The organism is Hathewaya limosa, assembly GCF_030815255.1.
In the GTDB taxonomy this organism is placed as follows: Bacteria; Bacillota; Clostridia; order Clostridiales; family Clostridiaceae; genus Hathewaya; species Hathewaya limosa.
This window is the reverse complement of sequence record NZ_JAUSWN010000001.1, coordinates 208,649-233,826: the sequence shown is the minus strand read 5'-3', so window position 1 is coordinate 233,826 and position 25,178 is coordinate 208,649. Positions and strand designations below refer to the sequence as shown.

The 25,178-nt window shown below is 27.1% G+C and carries 21 protein-coding genes; 12 read left to right on the top strand and 9 right to left on the bottom strand.

What is annotated here, in order from left to right; genetic code table 11:
• The first annotated feature begins 395 nt into the window (after positions 1-395).
• Positions 396-2,300: an NAD(+) synthase gene (locus QOZ93_RS01045; RefSeq protein WP_307354820.1), complete on the top strand. Its 1,905-nt coding sequence runs from the start codon at positions 396-398 to the stop codon at positions 2,298-2,300.
• 55 nt (positions 2,301-2,355) lie between these two features.
• Here QOZ93_RS01045 and QOZ93_RS01040 read toward each other — a convergent pair whose 3' ends face one another.
• On the bottom strand, positions 2,356-2,778 hold the full coding sequence (locus tag QOZ93_RS01040) for a YaaR family protein (RefSeq protein ID WP_111943761.1): 423 nt from the start codon (positions 2,776-2,778) through the stop codon (positions 2,356-2,358).
• 549 nt (positions 2,779-3,327) lie between these two features.
• Here QOZ93_RS01040 and QOZ93_RS01035 point away from each other — a divergent pair.
• On the top strand, positions 3,328-6,000 hold the full coding sequence (locus QOZ93_RS01035) for a cation-translocating P-type ATPase (protein ID WP_307354777.1): 2,673 nt from the start codon (positions 3,328-3,330) through the stop codon (positions 5,998-6,000).
• A gap of 50 nt (positions 6,001-6,050) precedes the next feature.
• On the opposite strand, the gene QOZ93_RS01030 is transcribed toward QOZ93_RS01035, so the two are convergent.
• From QOZ93_RS01030 to QOZ93_RS01015, 4 genes are all read right to left on the bottom strand, one after another.
• On the bottom strand, positions 6,051-7,070 hold the full coding sequence (locus QOZ93_RS01030; RefSeq protein ID WP_111943765.1) for a CvfB family protein: 1,020 nt from the start codon (positions 7,068-7,070) through the stop codon (positions 6,051-6,053).
• Positions 7,071-7,081: 11 nt separating this feature from the next.
• The gene (locus tag QOZ93_RS01025) at positions 7,082-7,573 is read right to left on the bottom strand and encodes a GAF domain-containing protein (protein ID WP_111943767.1); all 492 of its coding nucleotides are present in this window, start codon (positions 7,571-7,573) and stop codon (positions 7,082-7,084) included.
• 93 nt (positions 7,574-7,666) lie between these two features.
• Positions 7,667-8,170 (bottom strand): gamma carbonic anhydrase family protein, encoded by a 504-nt coding sequence (locus tag QOZ93_RS01020; protein WP_307354776.1) that lies wholly within the window; start codon positions 8,168-8,170, stop codon positions 7,667-7,669.
• Between the two features lie 357 nt (positions 8,171-8,527).
• Positions 8,528-10,009: a transposase gene (locus tag QOZ93_RS01015; RefSeq protein WP_307354775.1), complete on the bottom strand. Its 1,482-nt coding sequence runs from the start codon at positions 10,007-10,009 to the stop codon at positions 8,528-8,530.
• Positions 10,010-10,174: 165 nt separating this feature from the next.
• Here QOZ93_RS01015 and QOZ93_RS01010 point away from each other — a divergent pair, with 165 nt between their 5' ends.
• Positions 10,175-10,930, top strand: coding sequence for a biosynthetic peptidoglycan transglycosylase (locus tag QOZ93_RS01010; protein ID WP_111943771.1), 756 nt, complete (start codon positions 10,175-10,177; stop codon positions 10,928-10,930).
• Between the two features lie 409 nt (positions 10,931-11,339).
• Positions 11,340-14,324, top strand: coding sequence for a vitamin B12-dependent ribonucleotide reductase (locus QOZ93_RS01005; RefSeq protein WP_307354774.1), 2,985 nt, complete (start codon positions 11,340-11,342; stop codon positions 14,322-14,324).
• An 82-nt stretch (positions 14,325-14,406) separates the two neighbouring features.
• On the opposite strand, the gene QOZ93_RS01000 is transcribed toward QOZ93_RS01005, so the two are convergent.
• Positions 14,407-15,477, bottom strand: coding sequence for a uroporphyrinogen decarboxylase family protein (locus QOZ93_RS01000; RefSeq protein ID WP_307354773.1), 1,071 nt, complete (start codon positions 15,475-15,477; stop codon positions 14,407-14,409).
• 151 nt (positions 15,478-15,628) lie between these two features.
• Entirely contained in the window at positions 15,629-15,991 is a 363-nt protein-coding gene (locus QOZ93_RS00995) for a hypothetical protein (protein WP_111943777.1), read from the bottom strand.
• A gap of 267 nt (positions 15,992-16,258) precedes the next feature.
• Here QOZ93_RS00995 and QOZ93_RS00990 point away from each other — a divergent pair, with 267 nt between their 5' ends.
• The 5 genes from QOZ93_RS00990 (at position 16,259) to QOZ93_RS00970 (ending at position 19,522) form a co-directional block, all read left to right on the top strand.
• Positions 16,259-17,119 carry a Rossmann-like and DUF2520 domain-containing protein gene (locus tag QOZ93_RS00990; protein ID WP_307354772.1) on the top strand — a complete coding sequence of 287 codons (861 nt, stop codon included), beginning with the start codon at positions 16,259-16,261 and terminating at the stop codon, positions 17,117-17,119.
• Positions 17,120-17,947, top strand: a complete 828-nt coding sequence (panB, locus tag QOZ93_RS00985; RefSeq protein ID WP_307354771.1) for a 3-methyl-2-oxobutanoate hydroxymethyltransferase — start codon at positions 17,120-17,122, stop codon at positions 17,945-17,947.
• A gap of 55 nt (positions 17,948-18,002) precedes the next feature.
• Entirely contained in the window at positions 18,003-18,851 is an 849-nt protein-coding gene (gene panC / locus QOZ93_RS00980; RefSeq protein ID WP_307354770.1) for a pantoate--beta-alanine ligase, read from the top strand.
• A 3-nt stretch (positions 18,852-18,854) separates the two neighbouring features.
• Positions 18,855-19,238 (top strand): aspartate 1-decarboxylase, encoded by a 384-nt coding sequence (gene panD / locus QOZ93_RS00975; protein WP_307354769.1) that lies wholly within the window; start codon positions 18,855-18,857, stop codon positions 19,236-19,238.
• 74 nt (positions 19,239-19,312) lie between these two features.
• A complete protein-coding gene (locus tag QOZ93_RS00970; RefSeq protein WP_111943783.1) occupies positions 19,313-19,522 on the top strand; it encodes a DUF378 domain-containing protein in 210 nt (69 codons plus the stop codon).
• 53 nt (positions 19,523-19,575) lie between these two features.
• On the opposite strand, the gene QOZ93_RS00965 is transcribed toward QOZ93_RS00970, so the two are convergent.
• Complete coding sequence (locus tag QOZ93_RS00965) at positions 19,576-20,280, bottom strand: lysophospholipid acyltransferase family protein (RefSeq protein ID WP_307354768.1); 705 nt, start codon at positions 20,278-20,280, stop codon at positions 19,576-19,578.
• Between the two features lie 197 nt (positions 20,281-20,477).
• Here QOZ93_RS00965 and QOZ93_RS00960 point away from each other — a divergent pair, with 197 nt between their 5' ends.
• Positions 20,478-21,446, top strand: a complete 969-nt coding sequence (locus tag QOZ93_RS00960; protein WP_111943785.1) for a ComEC/Rec2 family competence protein — start codon at positions 20,478-20,480, stop codon at positions 21,444-21,446.
• A gap of 86 nt (positions 21,447-21,532) precedes the next feature.
• On the opposite strand, the gene QOZ93_RS00955 is transcribed toward QOZ93_RS00960, so the two are convergent.
• The gene (locus QOZ93_RS00955) at positions 21,533-22,351 is read right to left on the bottom strand and encodes an undecaprenyl-diphosphate phosphatase (RefSeq protein ID WP_111943787.1); all 819 of its coding nucleotides are present in this window, start codon (positions 22,349-22,351) and stop codon (positions 21,533-21,535) included.
• Between the two features lie 240 nt (positions 22,352-22,591).
• On the opposite strand from QOZ93_RS00955, the gene QOZ93_RS00950 reads away from it, so the two are divergent.
• A complete protein-coding gene (locus QOZ93_RS00950; RefSeq protein WP_111943789.1) occupies positions 22,592-23,791 on the top strand; it encodes a CapA family protein in 1,200 nt (399 codons plus the stop codon).
• 18 nt (positions 23,792-23,809) lie between these two features.
• Positions 23,810-25,165, top strand: a complete 1,356-nt coding sequence (locus QOZ93_RS00945; protein WP_307354819.1) for a Mur ligase family protein — start codon at positions 23,810-23,812, stop codon at positions 25,163-25,165.
• Positions 25,166-25,178: the final 13 nt, after the last annotated feature.

Here is a 25,178-nt window from a genome sequence, read left to right as displayed (position 1 = left end):
CAAAAAATTTTTATTTATCATAATTTTAAATTAATTATATACAATATTCAATTATTAAAATACGTTTTTTAATTTATATTTGATTTATAGTAGTATAATACAGTATGTTAATCTTTTTTAAAAGTTTCATTTTCTTTTTTTAAAGGTTATTTTATATCACTTTTAATATTTTTTCTCACGCTTTTTCCAATTCTCTTTACTTTTCACTTTTATTATTAAAATTTTGTCTTTAATTTATATTCATAATAAATTTCCTATTTCTCTATAAATATCTTTATTAATGGTATAATATTTTACATATAGATTGATTATAAATAATTTATATAAATTATAATTTCATTTAACTTAAAATTAATTATTAGACTTACTTAAAGAAAGGTAGTGAATATATGAATATTCCTTTTATTAAGGTAGCTGCAGCATGCCCTAAAACTAAAATTTCAGAAGTAAGCTTCAATATAAAAAACATCATTTTTTGTATTGAAGAAGCCTATAAAAACAATTCAAAAATTATAGTTTTTCCTGAGCTATGTACTACCTCCTATACTTGTGGTGATTTATTTTTACAAAAAAAATTAATAGATAATTCTAATATAGCACTAAAAAAATTATGTGATTTTTCAACTGACAAGGATATATTTATTTCAGTAGGTGCACCTATTTTTTATAATAATCAACTATTTAACTGTGCTGTGAATATATTCAAAGGAGAAATTTTAGGTATAGTTCCTAAAAGTTTTTTACCAAACTATAGTGAATTCTATGAAAAACGTTGGTTTACAGAAGGATTAGATATTAAAAATTTAGAAGTAGACTTGGATTTTCAAGAAAATATACCATTTGGTACAGATTTAATCTTTACTTATAAAAATATAAAATTAGCCTTTGAAATTTGTGAGGATCTTTGGGTGACTATTCCTCCGAGTTCTTATTATTCATTATATGGAGCAAATATAATTTGTAACCTATCTGCCTCCAATGAACTTATAGGTAAATATGAATACAGAAAATCTTTAGTATCAAACCAAAGTGCTAGATGCATGTGTGCATATATATATTCATCATCAGGAGTACACGAATCTACTACTGATTTATTATTTAGTGGTCATTTACTTATATCAGAAAACGGTAGCATTTTAAGTGAAAACTCTAGATTTAATCGTGAAAATGATATTATTTATTCTATTATAGATTTAGAAAAACTTTCTTTAGAAAGACTTAAAAACATAAGTTTTAAAAATGTAAAAGATAATTCAAACTATAGAAATATAAAATTCAAATTTAATCATACAGAACTAAAGAATTTTGACAGGTACATAAATAAACATCCTTTTATTCCAAAAGACTTAAATCTTAGAGATGCAAGATGTAATGAAATATTAAATATTCAAAGTTCTGCACTAGCAAAAAGACTAGAACATACAAAAACGAATAAAGTTGTTATTGGTATTTCTGGAGGATTGGATTCAACATTAGCACTATTAGTAGCATATAAAACTTTTAAACTTCTTAATATTCCTTATAAAAATATTATAGCCATTACTATGCCAGGATTTGGAACTACAGATAGGACTTACAATAATGCCATTAAACTATGCAAAGATTTAGGTACTACATTAAAAGAGATAAATATTGTTGCTGCTTGTCTTCAACATTTCAAGGATATTGGTCATGATGAATCTATCCATGATGTTACTTACGAAAATGTTCAAGCAAGAGAAAGAACTCAAATATTAATGGATAGTGCAAATAAAGAAGGTGCTATATTAATAGGTACTGGAGATTTATCAGAAATAGCCTTAGGTTGGTCTACTTATAATGGTGATCATATGTCCATGTATTCTGTAAACTGTTCTATTCCTAAAACATTAGTAAAATATTTAGTATACTATGCTGCCTATTCTGAAGATTTTAAATGTAGTAAGGATACTTTGATAGATATACTTGAAACACCTGTAAGTCCTGAATTATTACCCAAAGATAGTAATGGTGAAATAACTCAGAAAACTGAAGACTTAGTTGGTCCTTATGAATTACATGATTTTTTTCTTTATCATTTGATGAAAGAAGGATCTACACCCGAAAGATTATTTTTCTTGGCATGTCATACTTTTAAAGATGATTATGATAAAGAGACTATAAAAAAATGGTTAAATAAATTTTTATATAGATTTTTCTCTCAACAATTTAAACGTTCGGCAATTCCTGATGGTCCAAAGGTTGGTACAATAAGTTTATCTCCTAGAGGAGATTTAAGGATGCCATCAGATGCTAGTCCAAAAGATTGGGTTTTAGAATAAATTTTCAATTAATAAAAAGGTTCAAATAGACTATACTCTTTTTGAACCTTTTTTGTTATCTGTACATATCCACAACTAAACCTGTTATTTCATCTATAGTAGCTGCAATATTTAAATTATCTTTCTCATCAGATAATAATGCTTTGGTTAATTCCTCTAACTTACCGTCTATAGTATCTACAGTAACATAGTACTGTGTCTGCCAAAAGCTTATATCTTTTTTTACTGTATACATATATTCCAAAACAGATTTTAAATATTCCTTAATCAAATTTTTATATGCCTTAACATCAGCATAACATTTTGAAACTGCTAATCTATCTCCTTTACTTTTAATATCTTTAAGCAATTTTTTTAATTCTTCTTCAGATTTTTTTTGTCTTGCAAAATTAAAACTTTGAGAAAAATCTTTTTTTGATGTAATAGTTCTTTTCTCACCTTTTATTGTAGATGGCCTACTAACTCTATTAATTTCCATATAACCCTCCAAATAATCTTCTATTAATTTTATTTATGTTAATATGTTTTTTCCATAAAAATTTCTATATTTTTATTATATCAAATTTAAAATTTCTAAACTACTAAATAAAATGTATAGATATTGTTTTTATTTAATTTTAAAAAGTATATGTTATTATATAATTTTTACATAAGTCTTAATAAAAATAAATATCTTAATTATTGTTTTGAAGTATATGGTGTGATATACTGATTTTAAATTAATTGTTTTGGTTAAATTTTCATAAATTTATACTATAATATAGTAAAGTGTAATATAATAATTATATAAGCTTAGGGGAGTAGCAAAAACTTTTTAAGTTTTTAATTATTCGTCAGTACGACTATATAGTCCGGATAATTAACTCTATAAATTTTGAGTTTGCAAGACCTTTGTTCTAGTTATTATAAATGTAATTTTGGTTATTATAATATTAATATCTAAAATTACATTTAAATAATTAAGAACAAGGTCTTTTTTGTTTACAAAATTTTTTTTTTGAGATACTAAAAAAGAGGTGATTTTTTAATGTGGTTTTATAAAGACAATTCAGATGTTTTAAATGAGCTTAATGTAAATCCTAAAACCGGATTAAATTCGGAAGAAGCTAAAAATCGTTTACAAAAATATGGTCCTAATAAACTTACAGGTAAAAAACAAAAAACTATGTTACAACTTTTTTTTCTTCAACTTAATGATATATTAATCTATATACTTATAGGAGCTGCTATTATATCTGCATTTTTAGGAGAAGTAAGTGATTCCATAGTTATTGGTATTGTTATTTTAGTCAATGCTATTGTTGGAGTGGTACAAGAATCTAAAGCTGAAAAAGCATTAGAAGCATTAAAAGAAATGTCTACGCCAAAAGCTATAGTAAAACGTGACAGTTCCCTTATAGAACTTCCTTCAGAACAAGTAGTTCCCGGAGACATTATAGTATTAGATGCTGGACGCTATATTCCCTGTGATTTAAGACTTATTGAAAGTGCTAATTTACAAATCGAAGAATCTGCTTTAACTGGTGAGTCCGTTCCAGTAGAAAAAAATAATGATACTATTACTACTGGTGAAGATACTCCCTTAGGTGATCAAAAAAATATGGCATTTATGTCCACATTGGTAACCTATGGTAGAGGTATTGGTGTAGCTGTAGAGACTGGTATGAATACTGAAATAGGTAAAATAGCAAAAATGCTTGATGAAGACAATAATGATGAAACACCTCTTCAAAAAAAATTAGGTGAACTTGGAAAAACTTTAGGAATCGGTGCCCTAGTTATATGTGTCATTATGCTTGGTGTTGGATTATTTCAAGGTAGAAATATATTAGAAATGTTCTTAACTGCTATCAGTTTAGCTGTAGCAGCTATTCCCGAAGGACTACCTGCAATTGTTACTATAGTTTTAGCTATAGGTGTTCAAAAAATGATTAAACAAAATGCAATCATAAGAAAGCTTCCAGCTGTAGAAACCTTAGGTGCTGTAAACATCATATGTTCTGATAAAACAGGTACTTTAACACAAAATAAAATGACTGTAACTAAATATTATGCTAATAATGTTCTTAAAGATATATCAGAAATTAGTATGGAAGATTCTTGTGAAAAACTTTTAGTAGAAAACCTAAATCTATGCAATGATGCAACATATTCTGAAGAATCTAGAACTGGTGATCCAACAGAAATTGCATTATTAGAAGTAGGTTTTAATAATAACCTAATAAAATCTGAACTTGAAAAAAGTCATAAAAGAATAAATGAAATTCCTTTTGATTCAGATAGAAAACTTATGACTACGGTAAATGAATATAACGATAAGTTCTATATAATGACCAAAGGCGCTATAGATAATTTATTAAAAATTTGTACTAAAATTTTGGTCAATGGTGAAATAAAAGATTTAACTGAAAAAGATAAAAAAGAAATTCTAGATAGTTCTTATTTAATGTCAAATGATGCTCTTAGAGTACTAGGATCTGCATATAAAGAAACAAAAGATTCCCATTTAGAAATCTATTCTTTAGAAAAAGATTTAATTTTTATAGGTTTAGTCGGTATGATTGATCCTCCTAGAATTGAAGTTAAAGATTCAATAAGTCTTACAAAGGCTTCTGGAATAAAAACTATTATGATAACTGGTGATCATAAAAATACAGCCTTTGCTATAGCAAAGGAACTAGGAATCGCTTCTAATGAAAGTGAAGTAATGTCAGGTTCCGAGTTAGATAAATTATCAGATAGTGAACTCAGTTCTAAAATTGACTCTTTAAGAGTATTTGCAAGAGTATCTCCTGAACATAAGGTAAAGATAGTAAAAGCTCTTAAATCTAAAGGAAATATAGTTTCCATGACTGGTGATGGAGTAAATGACGCCCCATCCTTAAAAATAGCAGATATTGGTGTATCAATGGGAATTACAGGTACTGATGTTGCTAAAGGTGCTTCTGATATGATACTTACTGATGATAACTTTTCAACCATAGTAAAAGCTATCGAAGAAGGAAGAAACATATTTAACAATATTAAAAAATCTATATTTTTCTTATTATCTTGTAATATCGGTGAAATTGTAACCTTATTCTTTGCTATACTATTTGGTTGGAATACTCCATTAGAACCTATTCACATTTTATGGGTTAATTTAATTACGGATTCTTTCCCTGCACTTTCTTTAGGAATGGATCCTAGTGATCCTGATATAATGAAAAATAAGCCAAGAGATCCTAATTCCAGTTTGTTTAAAGGCTCTATTTTAGGCCTAATACTAAATGGACTTTTAATAGGATTTATTACCTTAACAGCTTTTGTATTGGGTGCTAGAATTTTTAGTGGAACTACTAGTTTATTCCCTATATTCCCTAAAAATATTAGTAAAGATGCTTTAATGCATGCCCAAACTATGGCATTTGTAGTATTAAGCATATCTCAATTAGTACATTCTCTTAATATGAGAAGTGATAAAAAATCTATTTTCTCTCTAGGTTTGTTCAGTAATAAATATATAATAGCTTCTATTATATTTGGTATTTTCCTACAAGATATAATTATTACTGTTCCATTCCTTGCAAAAATATTTAATGTTCATGACCTAACTTTAATAGATTGGTTATTTGTAAGTGGATTAAGTTTAGTTCCTCTTATTATAAATGAAATAGCAAAAATATTTATAAGATCTAAGAATGAAAAAAGTTATTCTTAAAATAATAAAAATGCCCCCTAATTTAGGCGGCATTTTTATTTTAATTATAATTACTTCATGAACTTACCATAAAATTTATTTTTTTGTTCTTCTTTTTTCTTTTCTGCTTCTATAAGTTCTTTTTTTAACTCTCTATACTCTTTTTTATATTCACTCTTACTAAGTTTATTATTTTTGCCTTTAAAATTATTATTTTTCTTAGGTTTCACTTCTCTAATAGGTGTTTCATTAATTAATGTAGTACCTTGTTCATCTTGAGTTATCATTCCTTTTTTCATTAAACCACCAAGTGCTCTTTTAAAAGCATTTTTACTACATTTAAATACACTTTTTATTTGTTCTGGAGAAGATGCATCATTAAATTTCATATGATTATTATGTGATCTTAAATAACACATAATTCCTGTTTCTAAATCGTTTGTTTCTTCCATTCTCTTCTTTCTCGGAGTAACTTCCATCTTTCCATCTTCATAATATCTTTTAACTCTTACATTTAAAATTTCTCCTGGTCTTATTTTAGAGAAATTTTCTTTCTTTAAAATAACACCCATATAAAGATTTTGAATAGCAACCATTACTGTCCCGTTTTCTTGTTCACCATAAGCTGTTGCCATAACTTCTTCCCCTACATTAAAATGATTTGTAGTATGAAGATATTTATCCACATATGTAGTAGCAGTTATTCTATCACTTTTATCTAAATATAAGTAAAATAAATATTTCTCTCCAACTTCTAGATCATAAGCTAACTCCTTAAATGGAACTAAAACATCTCTTTCTAAGCCAAAATCTATAAAGTGACCTATTTCTGTCTTATCTACAACTTTTAAATAAGCAACTTCCCCTACTGTAGCAAATGGTTTTTTTAATGTTGCTATTAGTCTATCTTTTGAATCCTTATAAACAAATACTTCTACTTCTTCTTCAACTTTTAATTCTTTACTTGGAATATTAGGAAAAGGAATTAAAATTTCCTCTTTATTATTAGGATCTAAATCTTCTCCTAAATAATATCCAAAATCTCTTTCTTTTTTTACTAATAATTTATTATATTCACCTATTCTTATCATAAAATTCTCCTTTAGTTTTCATTTAAATACTTTTCCAACATCTTAACAAATTTAATTAAATATTCTTCTTCTAATTCTGTAAATCTTCCTATTTTCGGACTATCTATATCTAAAACTCCAAATACCTCACCTTTAACCTTTATTGGTACAACTATTTCCGATCTGGTAGCCTCATCACAAGCTATATGCGTTGGAAATTTATGTACATCATAAACCCTTTGGACTTTCTCTTGTGCTACTGCCGTTCCACATACTCCAGCACCAACTTTTATTCTATTACAAGCTGGAAGTCCTTGAAAAGGTCCTAAAACAAGTTCATCATTTTCCATGAAATAAAAACCTACCCAGTTTATATCATGAAAAATTACATTTATAATAGCTGAGGCATTTGAAAGATTTGCTAAGTTATTTTTTTCGGAACTCAACTGTGCCTGTAATAAATTTAACATATATCTATATTTTTGCTCAATTGTCATACTTTCTATACAATTTAATTTAAACATGTCTTACAGTTCTCCTTTATGGAAAAGTTTAATTCACATTATTAAAAGTATATCATTACCAACATATATGTTCAATTGATTTATATGTTATATTTATTTATATTCTTTAGAAATCTTAATATAATTTTCAGCTGAATTTTTAAGATTTCCTATTTCTTCTTCTGTAAGTTGTCTTATAAATTTTGCCGGTGACCCCAAACAAAGAGACCCTTCTGGAATCTCTTTATTTCCAGTAACTAAACTTCCAGCCCCTATTAAACAATTAGCTCCTATCTTAGCTCCATTTAATATGGTAGACCCCATACCTATCAAACAATAATCTCCTATACTACATCCATGTATAATACAATTATGGCCTACTGTAACTCCTTTACCCATTGTAACGGGTTCTTTATCTCCTACATGAACTGTACAATTTTCTTGAATGTTACTTCCCTCTCCAATAGTTATACTGTTTATATCTCCTCTTAAAACAGCACCATACCAAATATTCGCATCTTTATTTATATGTACATCTCCTATAATAACTGCATTTTCTGCTATAAATGTATCTTCATGAATTTCAGGATTAATTCCTCTAAATTCTTTTTTTATCATATTTACACCTTCCAATTAATATTTATTTACAGTATATATATTTTAACATGAATTCTTGTTTTTATATAAACTTATTCTCATCTTTATATTCTTAATTTGTTTTTCATACAAAAATTATTAATCTTACATAAATGAAAGATTAACGTAATGAATTTAAATATGAAATTTTCCCTTTAAATTCTATAATAATATCATAAAGAAAAACAGTTCTTAGATGATTGCAGAATTGAAAATTAAAAGTTGTGGATAATTTTCTACATTTTGATTAAAAATGTGAAAAAAACTTCACGACAAAAAGCCTTTTGGGAAAAAGGCATGCGTAGCATTTCAGTTGATATTTAGTTGTGGATATGTTAACTATGCTATTATTTTAAGAAATTTGTTTATACTTCTTATATAATTAGGCTTATTCATAGCGTAAGCTACGATAACATTTATAAGTTTAGCTATAGCGGTTAAATATAAATCAGCACGCATGGTTATGGTGTTTACTGTTCTTGGTTGTTCAATACATGGGTTGAACTTAAGAGAAGATATACATCTTTCAATAGATGTACGAATTGTATAATTTTCATCCCACTCTTTTGAGTTTCTTTGGACACCAGGATAAAGTCTAAAATCTTTATCAGGATAAACATAAGTTATACGACCACTTTTGTTATCAGTACAAGGGTTTTTGCATGTATGATAACATTTACCTTTTTTATCTCTATGAGATTTTGGGCATGTGAATTTAAATCTAAGACTTCTATTTTTACCTTTACAAGATCCTTCGGATTTAAATTCTTCTTTAGTTAACGGACAAAGAGGGATACCTTGGGTATTATATTCTAAATCTCCGATTTTATTATTGGACTGATTACGAGAATTAAGAGGTATAAATACTCGTTTAAATTCTAAATGCTTAAGTAAGCCAAAATTATCATAACTATCAAATTCAGAATCACCTAAAAAAGTTTCAAATTTAAAATTAGAATTAGCTTTTAAGTTTTCTAAAAATGGCATAACTACTGGCTTTAGAGAAGCATTATCATAAAAATATTTTTGTTCTTCAGGAGTAATAAAATTTTTTTCATCTAAGGATTTGTAAAAATCCTCATCGAGAAACTTTATATTTAAGGGAATACCCCAACCATTTGTTAAAAGACCAAATTTATAAAAGTAGCCGAAATGCCCATTAACAAAGTCTAATTTGATATTAGAATTAGCTTGTGCAAATTTAGGCATGTTCTTATATGCGGCAGCATAAGGATTAAAAATTTCTTTGTTTGTAGCTTTAGCATAAGATTTCTGCCTGTTGATTTCAGCTACAAGAGTTTTAGGATTATTTTCTTTAACTCTTGGTTTTAAGCCAGAAGTATCGTATATAATCATAGAATTAAGGTTTTTCATAGGTGAATCATTTGGAAGATTATTATTAATATCTTCACAGATATCAATGACTTTAAGAGCCATTGAGTCAAATAAATTACTAAGATCATTTTCAAATGTAGTTTTAAATCTACTGAAAAATGATTCATCAGGTAGTGATTTGTAAAAACCACAGAATTCTCTTATTTCAGTAGAAAATACAAGAAAAATTGTTAGTAAAACAGTAGTAGGTATATGAAATATTTGCATGATTAGTAGTGCTGATAACACAGAAGAAAGTTCATATTCTCTATCCTTTCCTAAGTCAGAATAATAGTGTTCTTTAAATGAATTAGGAATGAAGGTATTAATATCAAAGTTATGAGCAAGTAACTCAATGAACCCTACGGGTTGTTTAGTAGTCATGTGTTTTAATTCAGATACCTGTTCAAAAAGATTTAGTTGTTTAATTTTATTAAGACAAAACATGTTTGTTCTCCTCCGCTATGGTTTATTATTTTGCGTGACAACATTTATTATTTCATAGTGGAGGAAAATATAAAAGCCTAACGGCTAAAAAGTTAGGCGAATCAACGCTTGCGAAATTCCGCAAGCGACTAAGAAAAACAGTTCTTTTAAGGAGGATAAAAAGATATGAACAAAACAAAATTGTTTAAATTTTTTATGTTTCTAGGAATACTTTTAATTATAACTTTAGGATATTTAAGTACAAATTTAACCATAGATAATAAAGCATTACAAAATAAAATATATGATGTTAAAAATGATGCTTCTTATATACAATTGAATAATATTGATAAAAAATTTTTAAATTCTATTATAGCAACTGAAGATCATAGATTTTATAATCATGGAGCTATTGACATTATATCAATAGTACGATCCACCTTTAAAAATATTGAGGCAAAAAAAATTGTACAAGGTGGAAGCACAATAACCCAACAGTTAGCTAAAAATTTATATTTATCAAATGAAAAAAGTTTTAGTAGAAAATTTAAAGAATTGTTTTTAGCTATAGAACTTGAAAAAAATTATTCTAAAAATGAACTTTTAGAATTGTATGTTAATGTTATCCCTTTTGGAAATGGATATATTGGTATAAAACAAGCCTCAAAAGGATACTTTGAAAAAACGCCTGAGAATTTAAGTTTAAACGAGGCTACGTCCTTAGCTGGTTTACCCCAAGCACCAAATATATATTCATCAAATAAAAACATAGCTCTTGCGAAAAAAAGACAACTACAGGTTATAAATGCTTTAAAAAAATATGAGCAAACTCATAAATCAGGAACTGTTATAAAACATTTTTTTATAATATCTGCGAAAAATTTAGCTAAAACTACAAACAGTAACCTTCCAAATATACTATTAAATCTTTTAGTAAATTAAAATAAATTCTTATTACATAAATTTTATCATAGAAGATCAATAAACCAAGTAAACTAATTACTTGGTTTATTTTGTTTATTTTGTTTATTTTATTTGTTTTTTATCAGTTAAAAAAATAAATAACTTTTACTAGGGAAACAAAGTGTACATCTTTCGTGTAGAAATTGCTATTTATACTTTTATAAATATTTTTATTAAATTTGCAAAACTTAATATAGAATTAACTTCTTTGCTTATCAAATAATAATTATTCTATAATTATATTTATCTTGAAATAATTATTATTATATCTTATAATACTAGATGTAGTATATATAAGTATTTTAAAAACTATATATAGTATTATACTATATTTATAATTTAGGAGGTGAAATAACTAAAAGTTAACGTAATAACTTTTAGTTAAATTATGCATAAAATAGATTCGATTTTTAAAAGGATTTTTACCAAAGATTTAGATAAAAATAAAGACTTAACAGTATTTGATTTGTTCCAATGGAAAAAAGTAAATGTATTTCTTAAAGATCATAAAACAGGTAAAGTTCTTGTTGATATGAAAAATTTAGAGTTTCCTATACACTATTCACAAAATGCATGTGACATCATAGCCTCAAAATATTTTAGAAAAGCCGGTATTCCTAATGAATTAGGGTATGAAAATAGCATGAAACAAGTTGCTCATAGAATAGTTAACTTCTGGTGTGAATCTTTATCAGATGAAAAATTAATAGATTCAGAAAAACAAAAGACTATTTTTTATGATGAAATGATTTATGCTTTTTTAAATCAAATGTATGCACCTAACTCTCCTCAATGGTTTAATACTGGCTTAGAACTCTCCTATGGTATTAAAGGTACTGGAAATAATAACTTCTATTTTGATGAAAAAGAAAACAAAGTAGTTAAAACAAAAGATTTTTATAGTAGAACTCAAGCATCAGCTTGCTTTATATTATCAATAGAAGACAAACTATTAGGTACTCACTCAATCTCTGATCAATTTGTAACAGAAACAAAATTATTTAAAGGTGGTTCTGGTACAGGAACAAACTTTTCTAGTATCAGGGCTAAAGGTGAAAAATTATCTGGTGGAGGAGTTTCTTCCGGACTTATGAGTTTCCTAAAATCTTTTGATAGAAATGCAGGAGCTATAAAATCTGGTGGTACAACTCGTAGAGCAGCTAAAATGGTTATTTTAGATGTAGATCATCCTGAAATAATGGATTTCATAACATGGAAAGCTAAAGAAGAAGACAAAGTTCGTGCTCTTGGTAAAATGGGATATGATATGAGTTTTGAAGGTGAGGCTTATGAAACCGTTTCTGGACAAAACGGAAACAATTCTATAAGATTTTCAGATAATTTCATGAAAATGGTAGATAATTTAAACACTAATCCCAATGCTGAAATAGAACTTAAAGGCCGTGTTGATAATTCCGTAAACTCAAAACTTAAAGTTACAGAAATTTGGAATGCCTTTAATGAGGCAGCCTGGAATTGTGCAGATCCTGCTCCACAATTTGATGATATTTTCAACTCTTGGCATACTTGTCCTTGTGGTGAAGATGGTGTGTATAATGCAAAATATAATAGAATAAATTCAACAAACCCTTGTGGTGAATATGCTTTCTTAGATAATACTGCTTGTAATTTGGCTTCAATTAATATATTTAAATTTTACGACTTAAAAACAAAAAAAATAGATTTAAACGCTTATACTCATTTAGTAGGATTACTTCAATTAGCTCTAGAAGCCTCTATTCATTGGGGACAATTTCCTACAGAAGATATAGCTAAAAGATCATACTTATTTAGAACTACTGGGTTAGGTATATCTAATATAGCATCTCTTTTAATGGTTATGGGATACCCATACGATTCAGATGAAGGAAGAAACCTTACATCTTCTTTAATTGGTGTGTTAACTGGGCATTCTTACTATATATCTTCTTTAATGTCAGAAAAACTAGAACCTTTTAAAATGTATAATGTAAATAAAAATCATATGCTTAGAGTTATAAGAAATCATTGTAGGGTTGCGGGATCCTTAGAAACTCCATATGAAGGATTAAATTATATTCCTGTTAATATTAATCATGATATATTGTTTAAAGAGAATTTAGCTTATATAAGTGAAGAATTAAAGGATACTTGGAATAAAGCCCTTTCCTATGGTGAAAAATTTGGTTATAGAAATGCTCAAGTTTCTGTTATTGCGCCAACTGGTACAATTTCATTTGCTATGGATTGTGGTGCTACTTCCATAGAACCTTATTTTAGTCATTTTATATATAAAAAGTTATCTGGTGGTGGTTATATGACCATTGTAAACCCAGTTATAGAATTATCTCTTGAAAATTTAGGATATACTGAGAAAGAAATTAATGATATTTTAGAATACATTTTAAGGAAAGAAACTGTCACTGAAGATGGATTTGAGTATGAAAAAATAATTGATGGTAAAATTGAAGGTGCACCTCATTTAAAGGCAGAACACTTGAGAATATTTGATACTGCTAATAAGTGCGGTAGTGGCGAAAGATTTATTTCTGCTAAGGGGCATGTTTTAATGATGGCTTCTATTACCCCCCTAATTTCAGGTGCTATTTCTAAAACTGTAAATTTACCTAAAAATGCCTCAGTACAAGATTTTAAGGATGTTGTTTTACTTTCTTGGAAATTAGGTGTTAAAGGTATAGCACTATATAGAGATGCCTCAAAAGCAAGTCAACCATTAAATACATCTTTAAGTGATGATGATAATAAAAAACTTGAGGATTTATCTTATAAAGAATTACTTGAAAAAGCTAAGGAACTTTATTATTCTAAATATTCAGAACGTGATAAACCGGATGGAATTAGGGTTGGAACTACTCATCCTGCTCAAATAGATGATGTAAAAATTTATACCACTGTAAATAGACGTGAAAATGGTGAAATTTGTGAGATCTACATTACAACTGACAGAGAAGGAACCATAATAACAGGTTTACTAAACTCTCTTTCTAAATCTATCTCTGTAATGTTACAATATCATGTACCTCCTAAAGATATCGCTAAAATGCTTAGAGGCCAAAAATATGAACCTTATGGATTTGTTCAAAAACATCCATATATAAAATATGTTTCTTCAATTTCTGATTTAATTAGTAAGATAATAGATATTGAAATAGGTGATTTTTCCCGTTGTCAAGTAAAGCCCGATAACTATAATCTACCATACATCGCCGTTTCAAAGGAAGAAAATACAACTAACTCCCCTACTTCTATAAATACAGCTAACGGTGAAAGACTTTATGGTGAGATTTGTTCAAATTGTGCGAGTACTCGTCTTGTAAGAAATGGCACTTGTAAAGTTTGCCTAGAATGTGGAACTACTACTGGTTGTAGTTAAAGAACGTAAAAAGATAAAAGGATATTATCTCCTTTTATCTTTTTTTATAATTTTTAAAAATTCTTTTAAAATTTCAGTTATCTTATTTACTAGGGATTCTATATCCTCTTCCATACATTCTCGCTGAATCCACTAAAGCTTTTATATTTTTTTCTGAAGTTCCTATTGGAATTTGGCAACCTGTACTTAAAATGTATCCTTTAGGATTATTCCATCCTATTTCTATACATTCTTTACTTTCTTTATATACATCCTCTGTAGTTCCTAATCTAAGAGTTTCTACTGGTCTAACATTCCCCACTAAACAAACCTTATCACCTACGACTTTTTTAGCCTCTTCTAGACTTTCAACATTATCTATACTAAAAGTTGATACTCCAAGCTCAATCATATCTTCCCATATATCTCGTGACTTACCACATATATGTAAAAACACTCCTGGTCCTCTCCATTTAACTACTCTGTCTATACATTGTTTTAAATAAGGTTTTGCAAATTCTTTAAATTGTTTAGAACTAATCATACTACAAGATGCTACTGGATCTGAAAATCCTACTCCATATCCTAGACTACAAGCAGCATCAATAAATCTTAAATTACACTCAGTTACTAATTGTAATAATTCATGTAATTTATCTGGACATCTTCTAATATCTTTCATTAACTTCTCTGCTCCACGTACAGCAGCTGCTATACTTATAGGACCAGCTATATCTGTAGATACACCAACCTCATGTCCTACTGCCTTATCAATTCGTTGAATAGCCTCTAATATTATTGGAAGTCTCCCATCTTTATGAGGATCAACAATCTTTAATTTTCCTAAATCATCATAACTTTTTAATAAAGGTTCTTTTACATAAGATACACCAACTTTGGGATACTCTATTTTTGTTCCCATGGCCTCTGCTATGCCTCTCAATCCTGTTCCTATACCGGTTCCATCTGCCTTAAATTTCTTATATACTTCAATTTCAACATTAGCCATTATTTCTGCCGAATAATCATATTCCTTAGGAGTAATTCCAAACATTGGAGCACTAGTCACCCCCATAATTGGTGAACAAGGTATTCTATCAACCTCCTCTCCTTTAGAAAAAAACTTCATTCTCTCTTTAGATGTCATTTCATCTTGTTTTATTTCGGTTAACATATGTAACACTTCCCCTATAATAATATTAAAACTTTTTATACCCCACATACTATAAATTGTAGGCTAGTTATGAATTTTAGTCTAATAAAAAAAAGTAATAGTACAATTTTGTACTATTACTTTTTTAAATATAAATAAACCTATTTAATTATTATTTATTTGTCTTTTTATTATTTTTTACTCTATTAGGTTTTGCCTTAGGTCTTATTACTTCCTGTTGTTGCTTTTTCTTTTCCTTTTCTCTTTGATCCTTACTATTTAATAACCCTGATGTTTGTAAAAACCAAAGTACAAGTACGATATATATAACTGGGAATACAAATAAACCCAAGAATCCTTTATTATAACTTATTCTAAAAAAAGGTGGTAAAAGAATAGCTACAATTGTTATTAAAAGAATAATCCATTTATTTACTTTAAACTTTTTAAAAACAGTTTGTGTTAAAACTCCAAAAAGTAAAAGTCCTGTAAAAACAACTAATAAGGCCATTAATATAATCTTTACTATTTGCATAAGATACACCTCCAAAAAATATATAACAATACTATTATTTAATATTTCTACAATATTATCAAGTATAATTTATAATTGTTAATTATAAGTTTATTAATTGAGTGTGTAAAAAATATGTGATAAAATATTTTTGGGTAGTATCTTTATTTGAAGAACTGCACCAATTGTTTATACTATAATAATTTAATTTTACATTGCTTGTATCTTTTAAGAATAAGACAATGAGTATAAGGAATCCACTAATTTATAGATTGGTGGTGATTAAACTTGATTTTCAAAAACATTTCATTTATTGGAGCTGGGAAAGTCGGAACTTCTCTTGCAAAATATTTTAAGGAAAATAACTATAATATTGCAGGATTCTATAGTAAATCTCAAGCTTCTTTAAAAAACACTTGTGATTTTTTAAATATTAGTCCATTTAATTCTTTAGATGAACTTGTAAAAAATAGTGATTTTATTTTTATTACTACTCCTGATGACTGTATAAAACATGTTTGGGAGCAATTAAAAAATTGTGGAAACCTAGAAAAAAAATATATTTGTCACACAAGTGGTTCCTTAAGTTCAAAAATCTTTTCTAATATAAACAGTTTTGGTGCTTATGAATTTTCAATTCACCCTATGTGGGCCTTTTCAGATAAATATAATTCCTATAAAAATCTTAAAAACTCTTATTTTTCCATAGAGGGAAATGAGGAAAAACTTCCTATAATAAAAAAATTTATAAATTCCTTAGGAAATAATTCTTTTACAATAACCAGTAAAAATAAAAGTTTGTATCATTCTGCTAGTGTAACTGTATCTAATTTTTTACTATCTTTAATAGAACTAGGCACTAATTATTTAGTTATGTGTGGAGTTTCAAAAGAAGATGCAGAAAAAGCATTAAAACCTTTAATTTTAAATAACATAAATAACTTTAAAAAACAAGGAATTTTAAATTCAATAACAGGACCAATTGAACGTAATGATATAGGAACTATAGATTCTCATCTTAAAATTATTCCTAGAGAACATATAGAGTTATATAAGATTTTATCCTTAAATTTATTACAATTATCTAAGATTAAAAATCCACACAAAAATTATGAGGATTTACAAACTTTACTTTTGGGGGACAAGTAAATGAAAAATTCAGTTAGTACTTTTTTAAAAGCAAAAAAAAATAATGAAAAACTTAGTATGTTAACTGCTTATGATTATTCAACAGCTAAATTAATTGATGAAACAGGTATAAATGGAATATTAGTAGGTGATTCGCTTGGTATGGTATGTCTTGGGTATAAAGATACTTTAAGTGTAACTATGGAAGATATGATTCATCATACTAGAGCTGTATCTAGAGGTACTGAGAATGCTCTTGTAGTTGGTGATATGCCCTTTATGTCTTATCATACATCAGTATATGATGCCGTTGTAAATGCTGGTAGACTTATAAAAGAAGGTCATGCTGGTGCAGTTAAATTAGAAGGTGGAACTAAAGTGATAGACCAAATAAAAGCTATTGTTAATGCACAAATTCCTGTTATGGGACATCTAGGTTTAACTCCTCAATCTATAAACATGTTTGGTGGCTTTAAGGTTCAGGGTAAATCTGAAGAAAATGCTAGGAGACTTATAGAAGATGCTAAAAAATTAGAACAAGCCGGTGTATTTGCCATAGTTTTAGAATGTATACCAGCAAAACTTGCTGAAATAATAACTAATGAACTCTCTGTACCTACTATAGGCATTGGTGCTGGATCTGGTTGCAATGGTCAAATACTTGTATATCAAGATATGCTTAATATGTTCTCTGACTTTAAGCCTAAATTCGTAAAAACTTTCGCTAATGTTGGTGACCTTATGAAAAATGGAATAAAGTCTTATATTAAAGATGTATCTAATGGTACATTTCCAGCTGAAGAACATACTTTTAAAATTTCAGAAGAAACTTTAAAAAAATTATACTAATAAAAATTTTTTAAATTTGAAAGGATGTGAAGCTACATTTGTGTAGCGCTGACATATGAAAACTATAAAAAATATTAAAGATCTTCGAATTGAAATAGATATGTGGAAAAAAGCTGGTTTATCTATAGGTTTAGTACCAACAATGGGATTTTTACATGAAGGTCATAAAAGTTTAATACAAAGGGCTGTTAAGGAAAATGATAAGGTTGTTGTTAGCATCTTTGTAAATCCTATTCAATTTGGTCCTAATGAAGACTATGATAAATATCCTCGAGACATTGAAAAGGATTCTAAACTTTGTACCGATGCAGGTGCTAGTTTAATCTTTAACCCTGAGGTTGAAGAAATGTATCCTGATAAAAATCCCCTTACCTTTGTTAATGTAGAAAATATAACCAATTGTCTTTGCGGTGCTAAAAGACCTGGTCATTTTCAAGGTGTTTGTACAATAGTATCTAAATTATTTAATATAGTTGCTCCTAACAAAGCTTATTTTGGTGAAAAAGATGCACAACAATTGTCTGTTATTAAACAAATGGTAAAAGATTTAAATTTTCCTATTGAAATTATAGGATGTCCTATTGTCCGAGAAAAAGATGGTCTTGCTAAAAGCTCTAGAAATACTTATCTTTCCATAAAAGAAAGACAAGCTGCATTAATTTTGAGTAAAAGTTTAAAGAAAGCTAAAATAGCTATAGCTAATGGTGAAAAAAATACTATTATTTTAAAAAATTTAATTATAGATAACTTAATTTCAGAACCTTTAGCTAGAATAGATTATGTTGAAATAGTAGATTTTAATTTAATGTGTGAAATTGACACCTTAAATAAAGAATCCTTAATTGCAATAGCTGTATATATAGGAAAAACTAGATTAATAGATAATATTATAATTAGGAGATAAAAAATGATACTAAATATGTTAAAGTCAAAAATTCATAGAGCTACTGTAACTGAAGCTAATTTAAATTATGTAGGAAGTATAACTATCGATAGAAATCTTCTAAAAGCATCTGGACTTATAGAATATGAAAAAGTTCAAATAGTTGATATAAATAATGGTAATAGATTAGAAACATATATAATTGGAGGAAAAGAAAATAGTGGTGTTATTTGTCTTAATGGTGCTGCAGCAAGACTCGTAAATGAAGGTGATAAAATTATTATCATGGCCTATGCTCAAATGGATGAAAAAGAAGCTAAAAGTTATAAACCCACAGTAGTTTTTGTTAATGATAATAATAATATAAAAGAAATTACTAATTATGAATTGAATGGAGAAATAAAATAAATATTTCAAGTTATATTTTTTTGTTAATTAGCCAATACTAATCTCGAAAACTTAATTAAAGGAGATGTATTAAGGTGAAAACATTAGATACTATCGCTCTTTTACTTGTTATAATCGGTGCTATTAATTGGGGTTTAATTGGATTTTTTAACTTTAACTTAGTAGCAACTTTATTTGGGCATATGACAGCTTTTAGTAGAGTAATTTACGCTTTAGTAGGATTAGCAGGTCTATATTCTATTTCATTCTTTGGAAGAGATAGAGATACTATTGAAGAAAAATAATAAAATATATTAAAGCTCACTAATATTAGTGAGCTTTAATTATTTATATTTTTTTAAAAACCATTTTTTATTATCTCTTGAACTTTAGTATGAATTGAATCTTTTTCTTCTTTATCTAAGTTATTAATATATATAGGTTTATGTATTTTTATTTTTACAGTATCAGATTTAATCTTTTTATTATTTCCTTCGTAACTTTTATAAGTTCCATCTAAAGTAATTGGTACCACTGGTGCTCCAGACTTTTGAGCCATCTTTAAACTTCCCTTTTTAAAATCATTCATTTGTTGACACTTACTTCTAGTTCCCTCTGGAAATATTAACATAGATTTCCCATTTTTTAAATTTTCTACACCCTTCAATATCGCCTTTATTCCTTCACGTGGATTTTCTCTATCTATAAATACACAACCTATCTGTTCCATCCAAAATGTTATCATTGGTGAAGTGGCTAATTCCTTCTTGGCAACAAATCCAACCATTCCAGGTAAATTAGATAATAAAACTGGAATATCTAAAAAGCTTTGATGATTAGAAACAAATAAGCACGCTTCCTTTGGAATATTATCTAATCCAGTAATTTCAACATTTAGAGGGATTTTCTTAACTATAAACTGGGCCCATCCCTTTACACATGTCTCTAAATATTTTTGTGCTTCTTCCTCTGATTTTTTCTTTAGCTTATTATATTTAGCCTTTTTAAAAGAGCATCCTATCATATATAAAGCAAATTCTAAGTAAAGTAAATAAGTTCTCATATTTTTTTCCTTTCATAATGAAATATAATATAAATATATATTACAGTTAAATTATACATTTTTAATGTTTTTTTTTCAATCATAAGACTTTCTCATTAATAAATTAAGAATTTCCTTTTTTAAAATTAGGAAACACTTGTTAAAACAATTGCTTGTTATTATAATTAGTATATATTTTAAAAAAGGAGATTTTGAATATGAAAAAATTTAATAAATACGCTTTACTACTATGTAGCTTAATTTTAACTTTTTCATTTATTCTTTCAGGATGTAATAATGTACAAGTTGATGTATCCTCTAGTGATAATTCTGGAAACAGTAATAAAACTTCCTCTACATATAATTTATCCAAAAATAATAAAGAAAATCCTAAAAAAGATTCCAAAAATAATGTTAAAGAGGTCTTTAAAAATGACCTATTTGTACATTATATAAATGTAGGCCAAGGTGATTCGGAATTGATCCAGTATAAAGGTAAGAATGTGCTTATAGATGCTGGTCCAAATTCAGCAAGAAATAGCCTATTAAAATATCTAAAAGGTGCTGGTATAAAAAAATTAGATTATGTAGTAGCAACTCATCCACATGAGGATCATATTGGAAATATGGATGATGTTATTCGCAATTTTCAAATTGGAGAATTTATAGCTCCAAAGGTTTCATCAACTACAGCTACTTTTAAATCCATGATTACTGCATTGAAATCTAAAAATTTAAGAATTACTACTGCTAAACCAGGATTAAAAATTAGTCTTGATAAAAATGTAAACTTTGAATTTTTTTCACCAAATAGTGCAAGCTATGAAAATTTAAATAACTACTCTCCTGTAATGAAATTAAGTTATGGTAAAAATTCTTTCTTATTTACAGGTGATGCTGAAACATTAAGTGAAAAAGAAATTTTAAGCAAAAATTTTAATGTAAAATCAGATGTTTTAAAATTTGGTCATCATGGAAGTAGTACATCATCATCTATTGCTTTTTTAAGAAAAGTTAATCCTAAAATAGGAATAATATCTTGTTCAAAAGATAATAAATATGGTCATCCTCATAAGGAAACAGTAAAAAAAATTAAAGATATGAATATTAAAACTTATAGTACGTATATAGATGATACTATTATATTAACAAGCAATGGAACTACAATAAAAAAATTAAACAAATAAAAATAAAAACTTGCAAAATATAAGGTTAACCTATACTTTTGCAAGTTTTTTATATTAAAATTTAATATGAAATTACATTCCTATGTTTATTTAAAGAAATTAGTAAACATTAATGCTACTATTATTCCACCTAGTATCAACCTATATATTGCAAAACCTTTCATAGGTCTCTTCTTTAAGAAATTCATAAACTTTTCTACTACAATAAGAGCAACTATAAATGCAACTACAAATCCTACTATTAATGCTACTATTTCTCCAAAGTTTAATGTAAATCCAGCTTTGATTAGTTTTAAACCTGAAGCCCCCACCATAGTTGGTATAGCTAAAAAGAATGAAAATTCAGCAGCAGCTACAGTTGTAACTCCCATAAGCCATGCACCCATAATTGTAGAAGCTGATCTTGACATTCCTGGCCATAAAGCTAAACATTGAAAAACTCCTATTATAAACGCTTTAGAATAACTAATCTCTTCTATCCTATCTATACCATTTCTATTTCTATATTTATATTCTATAATTATCATCAATATTGCACCGAAAATTAATGCAGCAGCAACTGTTTGAGGATTCATTAATTTTTCATCTATAATATCATCGAATAAAAATCCTAAAACTCCTGCTGGAATTACAGCAATCAATATATTAAACCAAAATTTTAGTCCATCATGTTCTAATTTAAAAAACTTTATTATACTAGTCCAAATTTTATTCCAATATAAAACAACTATAGCTAAAATAGCACCCAATTGTATTACAACCTCAAATAATTTGGCAAATTCACCAGTAAAATTAATTACATGGCCTACTATAATCATATGCCCTGTAGAAGATATAGGTAAAAATTCAGTTATTCCTTCTACTATGGCAATGATTATGGCTTTAAATATAAATAATAAATCCATACTTAATCCACCTTTTCCTAATTTAAAATTTTATTTTATGTAAATACCTTATAATTATACTATAAAGAACTTTATAATAATACCTTTGTAAAGAAATTTTAAGAATTTACATTTTAGCCCTGTACTAAAAAAATAGTATATACTATAAAACTTAATTTTATTTAAATTCACTGTAGTTTTAAAGAGTAAAAGTTGTTAAAATATAATTATGTTTACAGTTCATTGAGAGGAGGCATTTAATTGAAGAAAAAAACTTTCAAAAGAAAAAAAGGAACTTTTTTTGTTAGTTTATTTGTATTAGTTTTAATCATTATTAGTCTAACTATTCGATTTGTAAGTAAAGAAGAAAGTATTAATAATCTTTCTTTAAACTCTTTATATTTAAACGATAAAAAAATCAATAAAGTAAATAAAGCTAATATACAAAATAAAATTGATGATAAAATAAAAACTAAAAATTCTTCTAAAGACTCTAAAAATACACCTAAAAAAAGCACTTATACAGACATATTAATGTCCTTTGTAGGAGATTGTACTTTAGGAACAGATAGTAAATTTAGTGGTGAGACTATGCCAGTAACTTTATCTAATAATAACATGGATTTTTCTTATTTATTTAAAAATGTATCTTCTTATTTTAAGAAAGATGATTTAACTATTGCAAACTTGGAAACCACATTTACTGATGCTACTATTAAGAATCCTAAGACTTTCAACTTTAAAGCTCCCCCATCATATGTAGAATCTTTAACTCTAGGTTCCATAGAAGCGGTTAATATTTCAAATAATCATATTTATGATTATAAAGAAAAGGGTTATAATGATACTAAAAAAACCTTAGAACAAGAAAAAATTAATTATTTTGGTGAAGGAACAATATGGAAGACTACTGTAAAAAATAAAAAATTTGCATTTTTAGGTTATAGGGGTTGGGAAGATAATATAGACTTTGATAAATTAAAATCTGAAATTACCCAATTGAAATCTGAAGAATATACGGTTATAATTAGTTTTCATTGGGGTATTGAAAGACAGTACCATCCAATTGAATTCCAAAAAAAATTAGCACATTTTTGCATTGATAATGGTGCCGATTTAATTATAGGTCATCATCCTCATGTACTTCAAGGAATAGAAACTTATAAAGGTAAATACATTTGCTATAGTTTAGCTAACTTTTGTTTTGGTGGAAATAATAATCCCCAAGATAAAGATACAATGATAGTTCAAACTCAATTTAATTTTAAAAATGACAAATTAATAGAAACAGGATTAAAAGTAATACCTTGTTCTATTTCTTCCGTTAAATACAAAAATGATTATTGCCCTACTCCTTTGAAAGGAGATAATTATACTAGGGTCTTAAATAAACTAAATGAGATATCTCCTAAAAGTGGTTTCAAACTTTCAGAAGACTTCCATTTTGAAAAACACGAATAAATAAGGCGGTGACTTAAAATTAATATTAAGACTTTTTTTAGCATACTTACTTCAAAACTTATAATTAAGAGTTGTAAACTTTTATCTAAGGGTGGAACTAACTTTCCTGGCAAAATAGCTTTAAAATTAGATAAAAATATTTTAAAAACTGTAGCTAAAGATTATACTATTATTTTAATTACAGGAACTAATGGAAAAACTACAACCACTAATATGATTTATAATATTTTAAAAGATAAAAATCCTAATAAAAAAGTAATAACTAACTCCTCTGGTGCAAACCTTTATCCTGGTATAGTTACTTCTTTTGTATCAAATTTTAAATTTAAAGATAAATATCAAGAAAAATATGCTGTAATAGAAGTTGATGAAGCTAATGTAAAATTTGTTACAGAATATGTATCTCCTAAAATTATTACCGTTACTAATCTTTTTAGAGATCAATTAGACAGATATGGTGAGGTATATACTACTCTTCAAAAAATATTAGAAGGTGTAGTAAAAACTCCAGATTCCCTATTAGTTTTAAATGGTGATGAATCTTTACTAGGTAAATTGGAACTTCCTAATAAAGTTCACTACTATGGATTTAAAAATTATGAGGATGGAACTTCTAAAGTTAATATAAATTCCGATGCAAAGTTCTGCAAGTTTTGTAAGAGCTCTTATAAATATAACTTTGTAACTTATAACCATTTAGGTGATTATTATTGTCCTAATTGTGGATATAAACGTCCTGAACTTAAATATAATGTGGAAAATATTATAGAAAAAACAGCTTCTAGTTCTACTGTTATAATAAATGGAGAAGAAATATTAATAAATCAACCTGGTACATACAATATCTATAATGCCCTTTGTGCCTTTTCAATCGGAAAGGAACTTAATATATCCACAGATAAAATAAAGGAATCTCTACAAACTCAAGAAAGTAGTTTTGGAAGACAAGAAGAAATTAATATTGAAGGTAAAAAAGCTAAAGTAATTTTAGTAAAAAATCCAGCTGGATACGATGAAGCTTTAAATACAGTTTTATTAGATAAAGATAAAATTAATCTTTGTTTTATGCTTAATGATCATTATGCAGATGGTAGAGATGTATCTTGGATTTGGGATGTAGATTTTGAAAAGTTAAAAGAATTAAATGTAGATAAAATTTTAATAGCTGGCATAAGAAAATATGATATGGCAGTTAGATTAAAAATTGCTGGATTTAATGAAGATCAATTTATAATTTGTAATGAATTTGATAATATCATAGATAACATAAAAGAAATTTCTACTGAAAATACTTATATATTAGCTACTTATACAGCTATGACAAGTTTTAGAAAACTTCTTAATACTAAGGGATATGCAAAAGAAATTTGGTAACTAAAAGGAGAAG

What these genes read in the sequence shown, in the direction of transcription:
- QOZ93_RS01040 (WP_111943761.1), bottom strand. Translation starts at nt 2,778, where the DNA reads ATGGAAATTAATAGAGTTAGTAGGCCATCTACAATAAAAGGTGAGAAA.
- QOZ93_RS01035 (WP_307354777.1), top strand. Translation starts at nt 3,328, where the DNA reads ATGTGGTTTTATAAAGACAATTCAGATGTTTTAAATGAGCTTAATGTA.
- QOZ93_RS01030 (WP_111943765.1), bottom strand. Translation starts at nt 7,070, where the DNA reads ATGATAAGAATAGGTGAATATAATAAATTATTAGTAAAAAAAGAAAGA.
- QOZ93_RS01025 (WP_111943767.1), bottom strand. Translation starts at nt 7,573, where the DNA reads ATGTTTAAATTAAATTGTATAGAAAGTATGACAATTGAGCAAAAATAT.
- QOZ93_RS01020 (WP_307354776.1), bottom strand. Translation starts at nt 8,170, where the DNA reads ATGATAAAAAAAGAATTTAGAGGAATTAATCCTGAAATTCATGAAGAT.
- QOZ93_RS01015 (WP_307354775.1), bottom strand. Translation starts at nt 10,009, where the DNA reads ATGTTTTGTCTTAATAAAATTAAACAACTAAATCTTTTTGAACAGGTA.
- QOZ93_RS01010 (WP_111943771.1), top strand. Translation starts at nt 10,175, where the DNA reads ATGAACAAAACAAAATTGTTTAAATTTTTTATGTTTCTAGGAATACTT.
- QOZ93_RS01005 (WP_307354774.1), top strand. Translation starts at nt 11,340, where the DNA reads ATGCATAAAATAGATTCGATTTTTAAAAGGATTTTTACCAAAGATTTA.
- QOZ93_RS01000 (WP_307354773.1), bottom strand. Translation starts at nt 15,477, where the DNA reads ATGTTAACCGAAATAAAACAAGATGAAATGACATCTAAAGAGAGAATG.
- QOZ93_RS00995 (WP_111943777.1), bottom strand. Translation starts at nt 15,991, where the DNA reads ATGCAAATAGTAAAGATTATATTAATGGCCTTATTAGTTGTTTTTACA.
- panB (WP_307354771.1), top strand. Translation starts at nt 17,120, where the DNA reads ATGAAAAATTCAGTTAGTACTTTTTTAAAAGCAAAAAAAAATAATGAA.
- panC (WP_307354770.1), top strand. Translation starts at nt 18,003, where the DNA reads ATGAAAACTATAAAAAATATTAAAGATCTTCGAATTGAAATAGATATG.
- panD (WP_307354769.1), top strand. Translation starts at nt 18,855, where the DNA reads ATGATACTAAATATGTTAAAGTCAAAAATTCATAGAGCTACTGTAACT.
- QOZ93_RS00965 (WP_307354768.1), bottom strand. Translation starts at nt 20,280, where the DNA reads ATGAGAACTTATTTACTTTACTTAGAATTTGCTTTATATATGATAGGA.
- QOZ93_RS00960 (WP_111943785.1), top strand. Translation starts at nt 20,478, where the DNA reads ATGAAAAAATTTAATAAATACGCTTTACTACTATGTAGCTTAATTTTA.
- QOZ93_RS00955 (WP_111943787.1), bottom strand. Translation starts at nt 22,351, where the DNA reads ATGGATTTATTATTTATATTTAAAGCCATAATCATTGCCATAGTAGAA.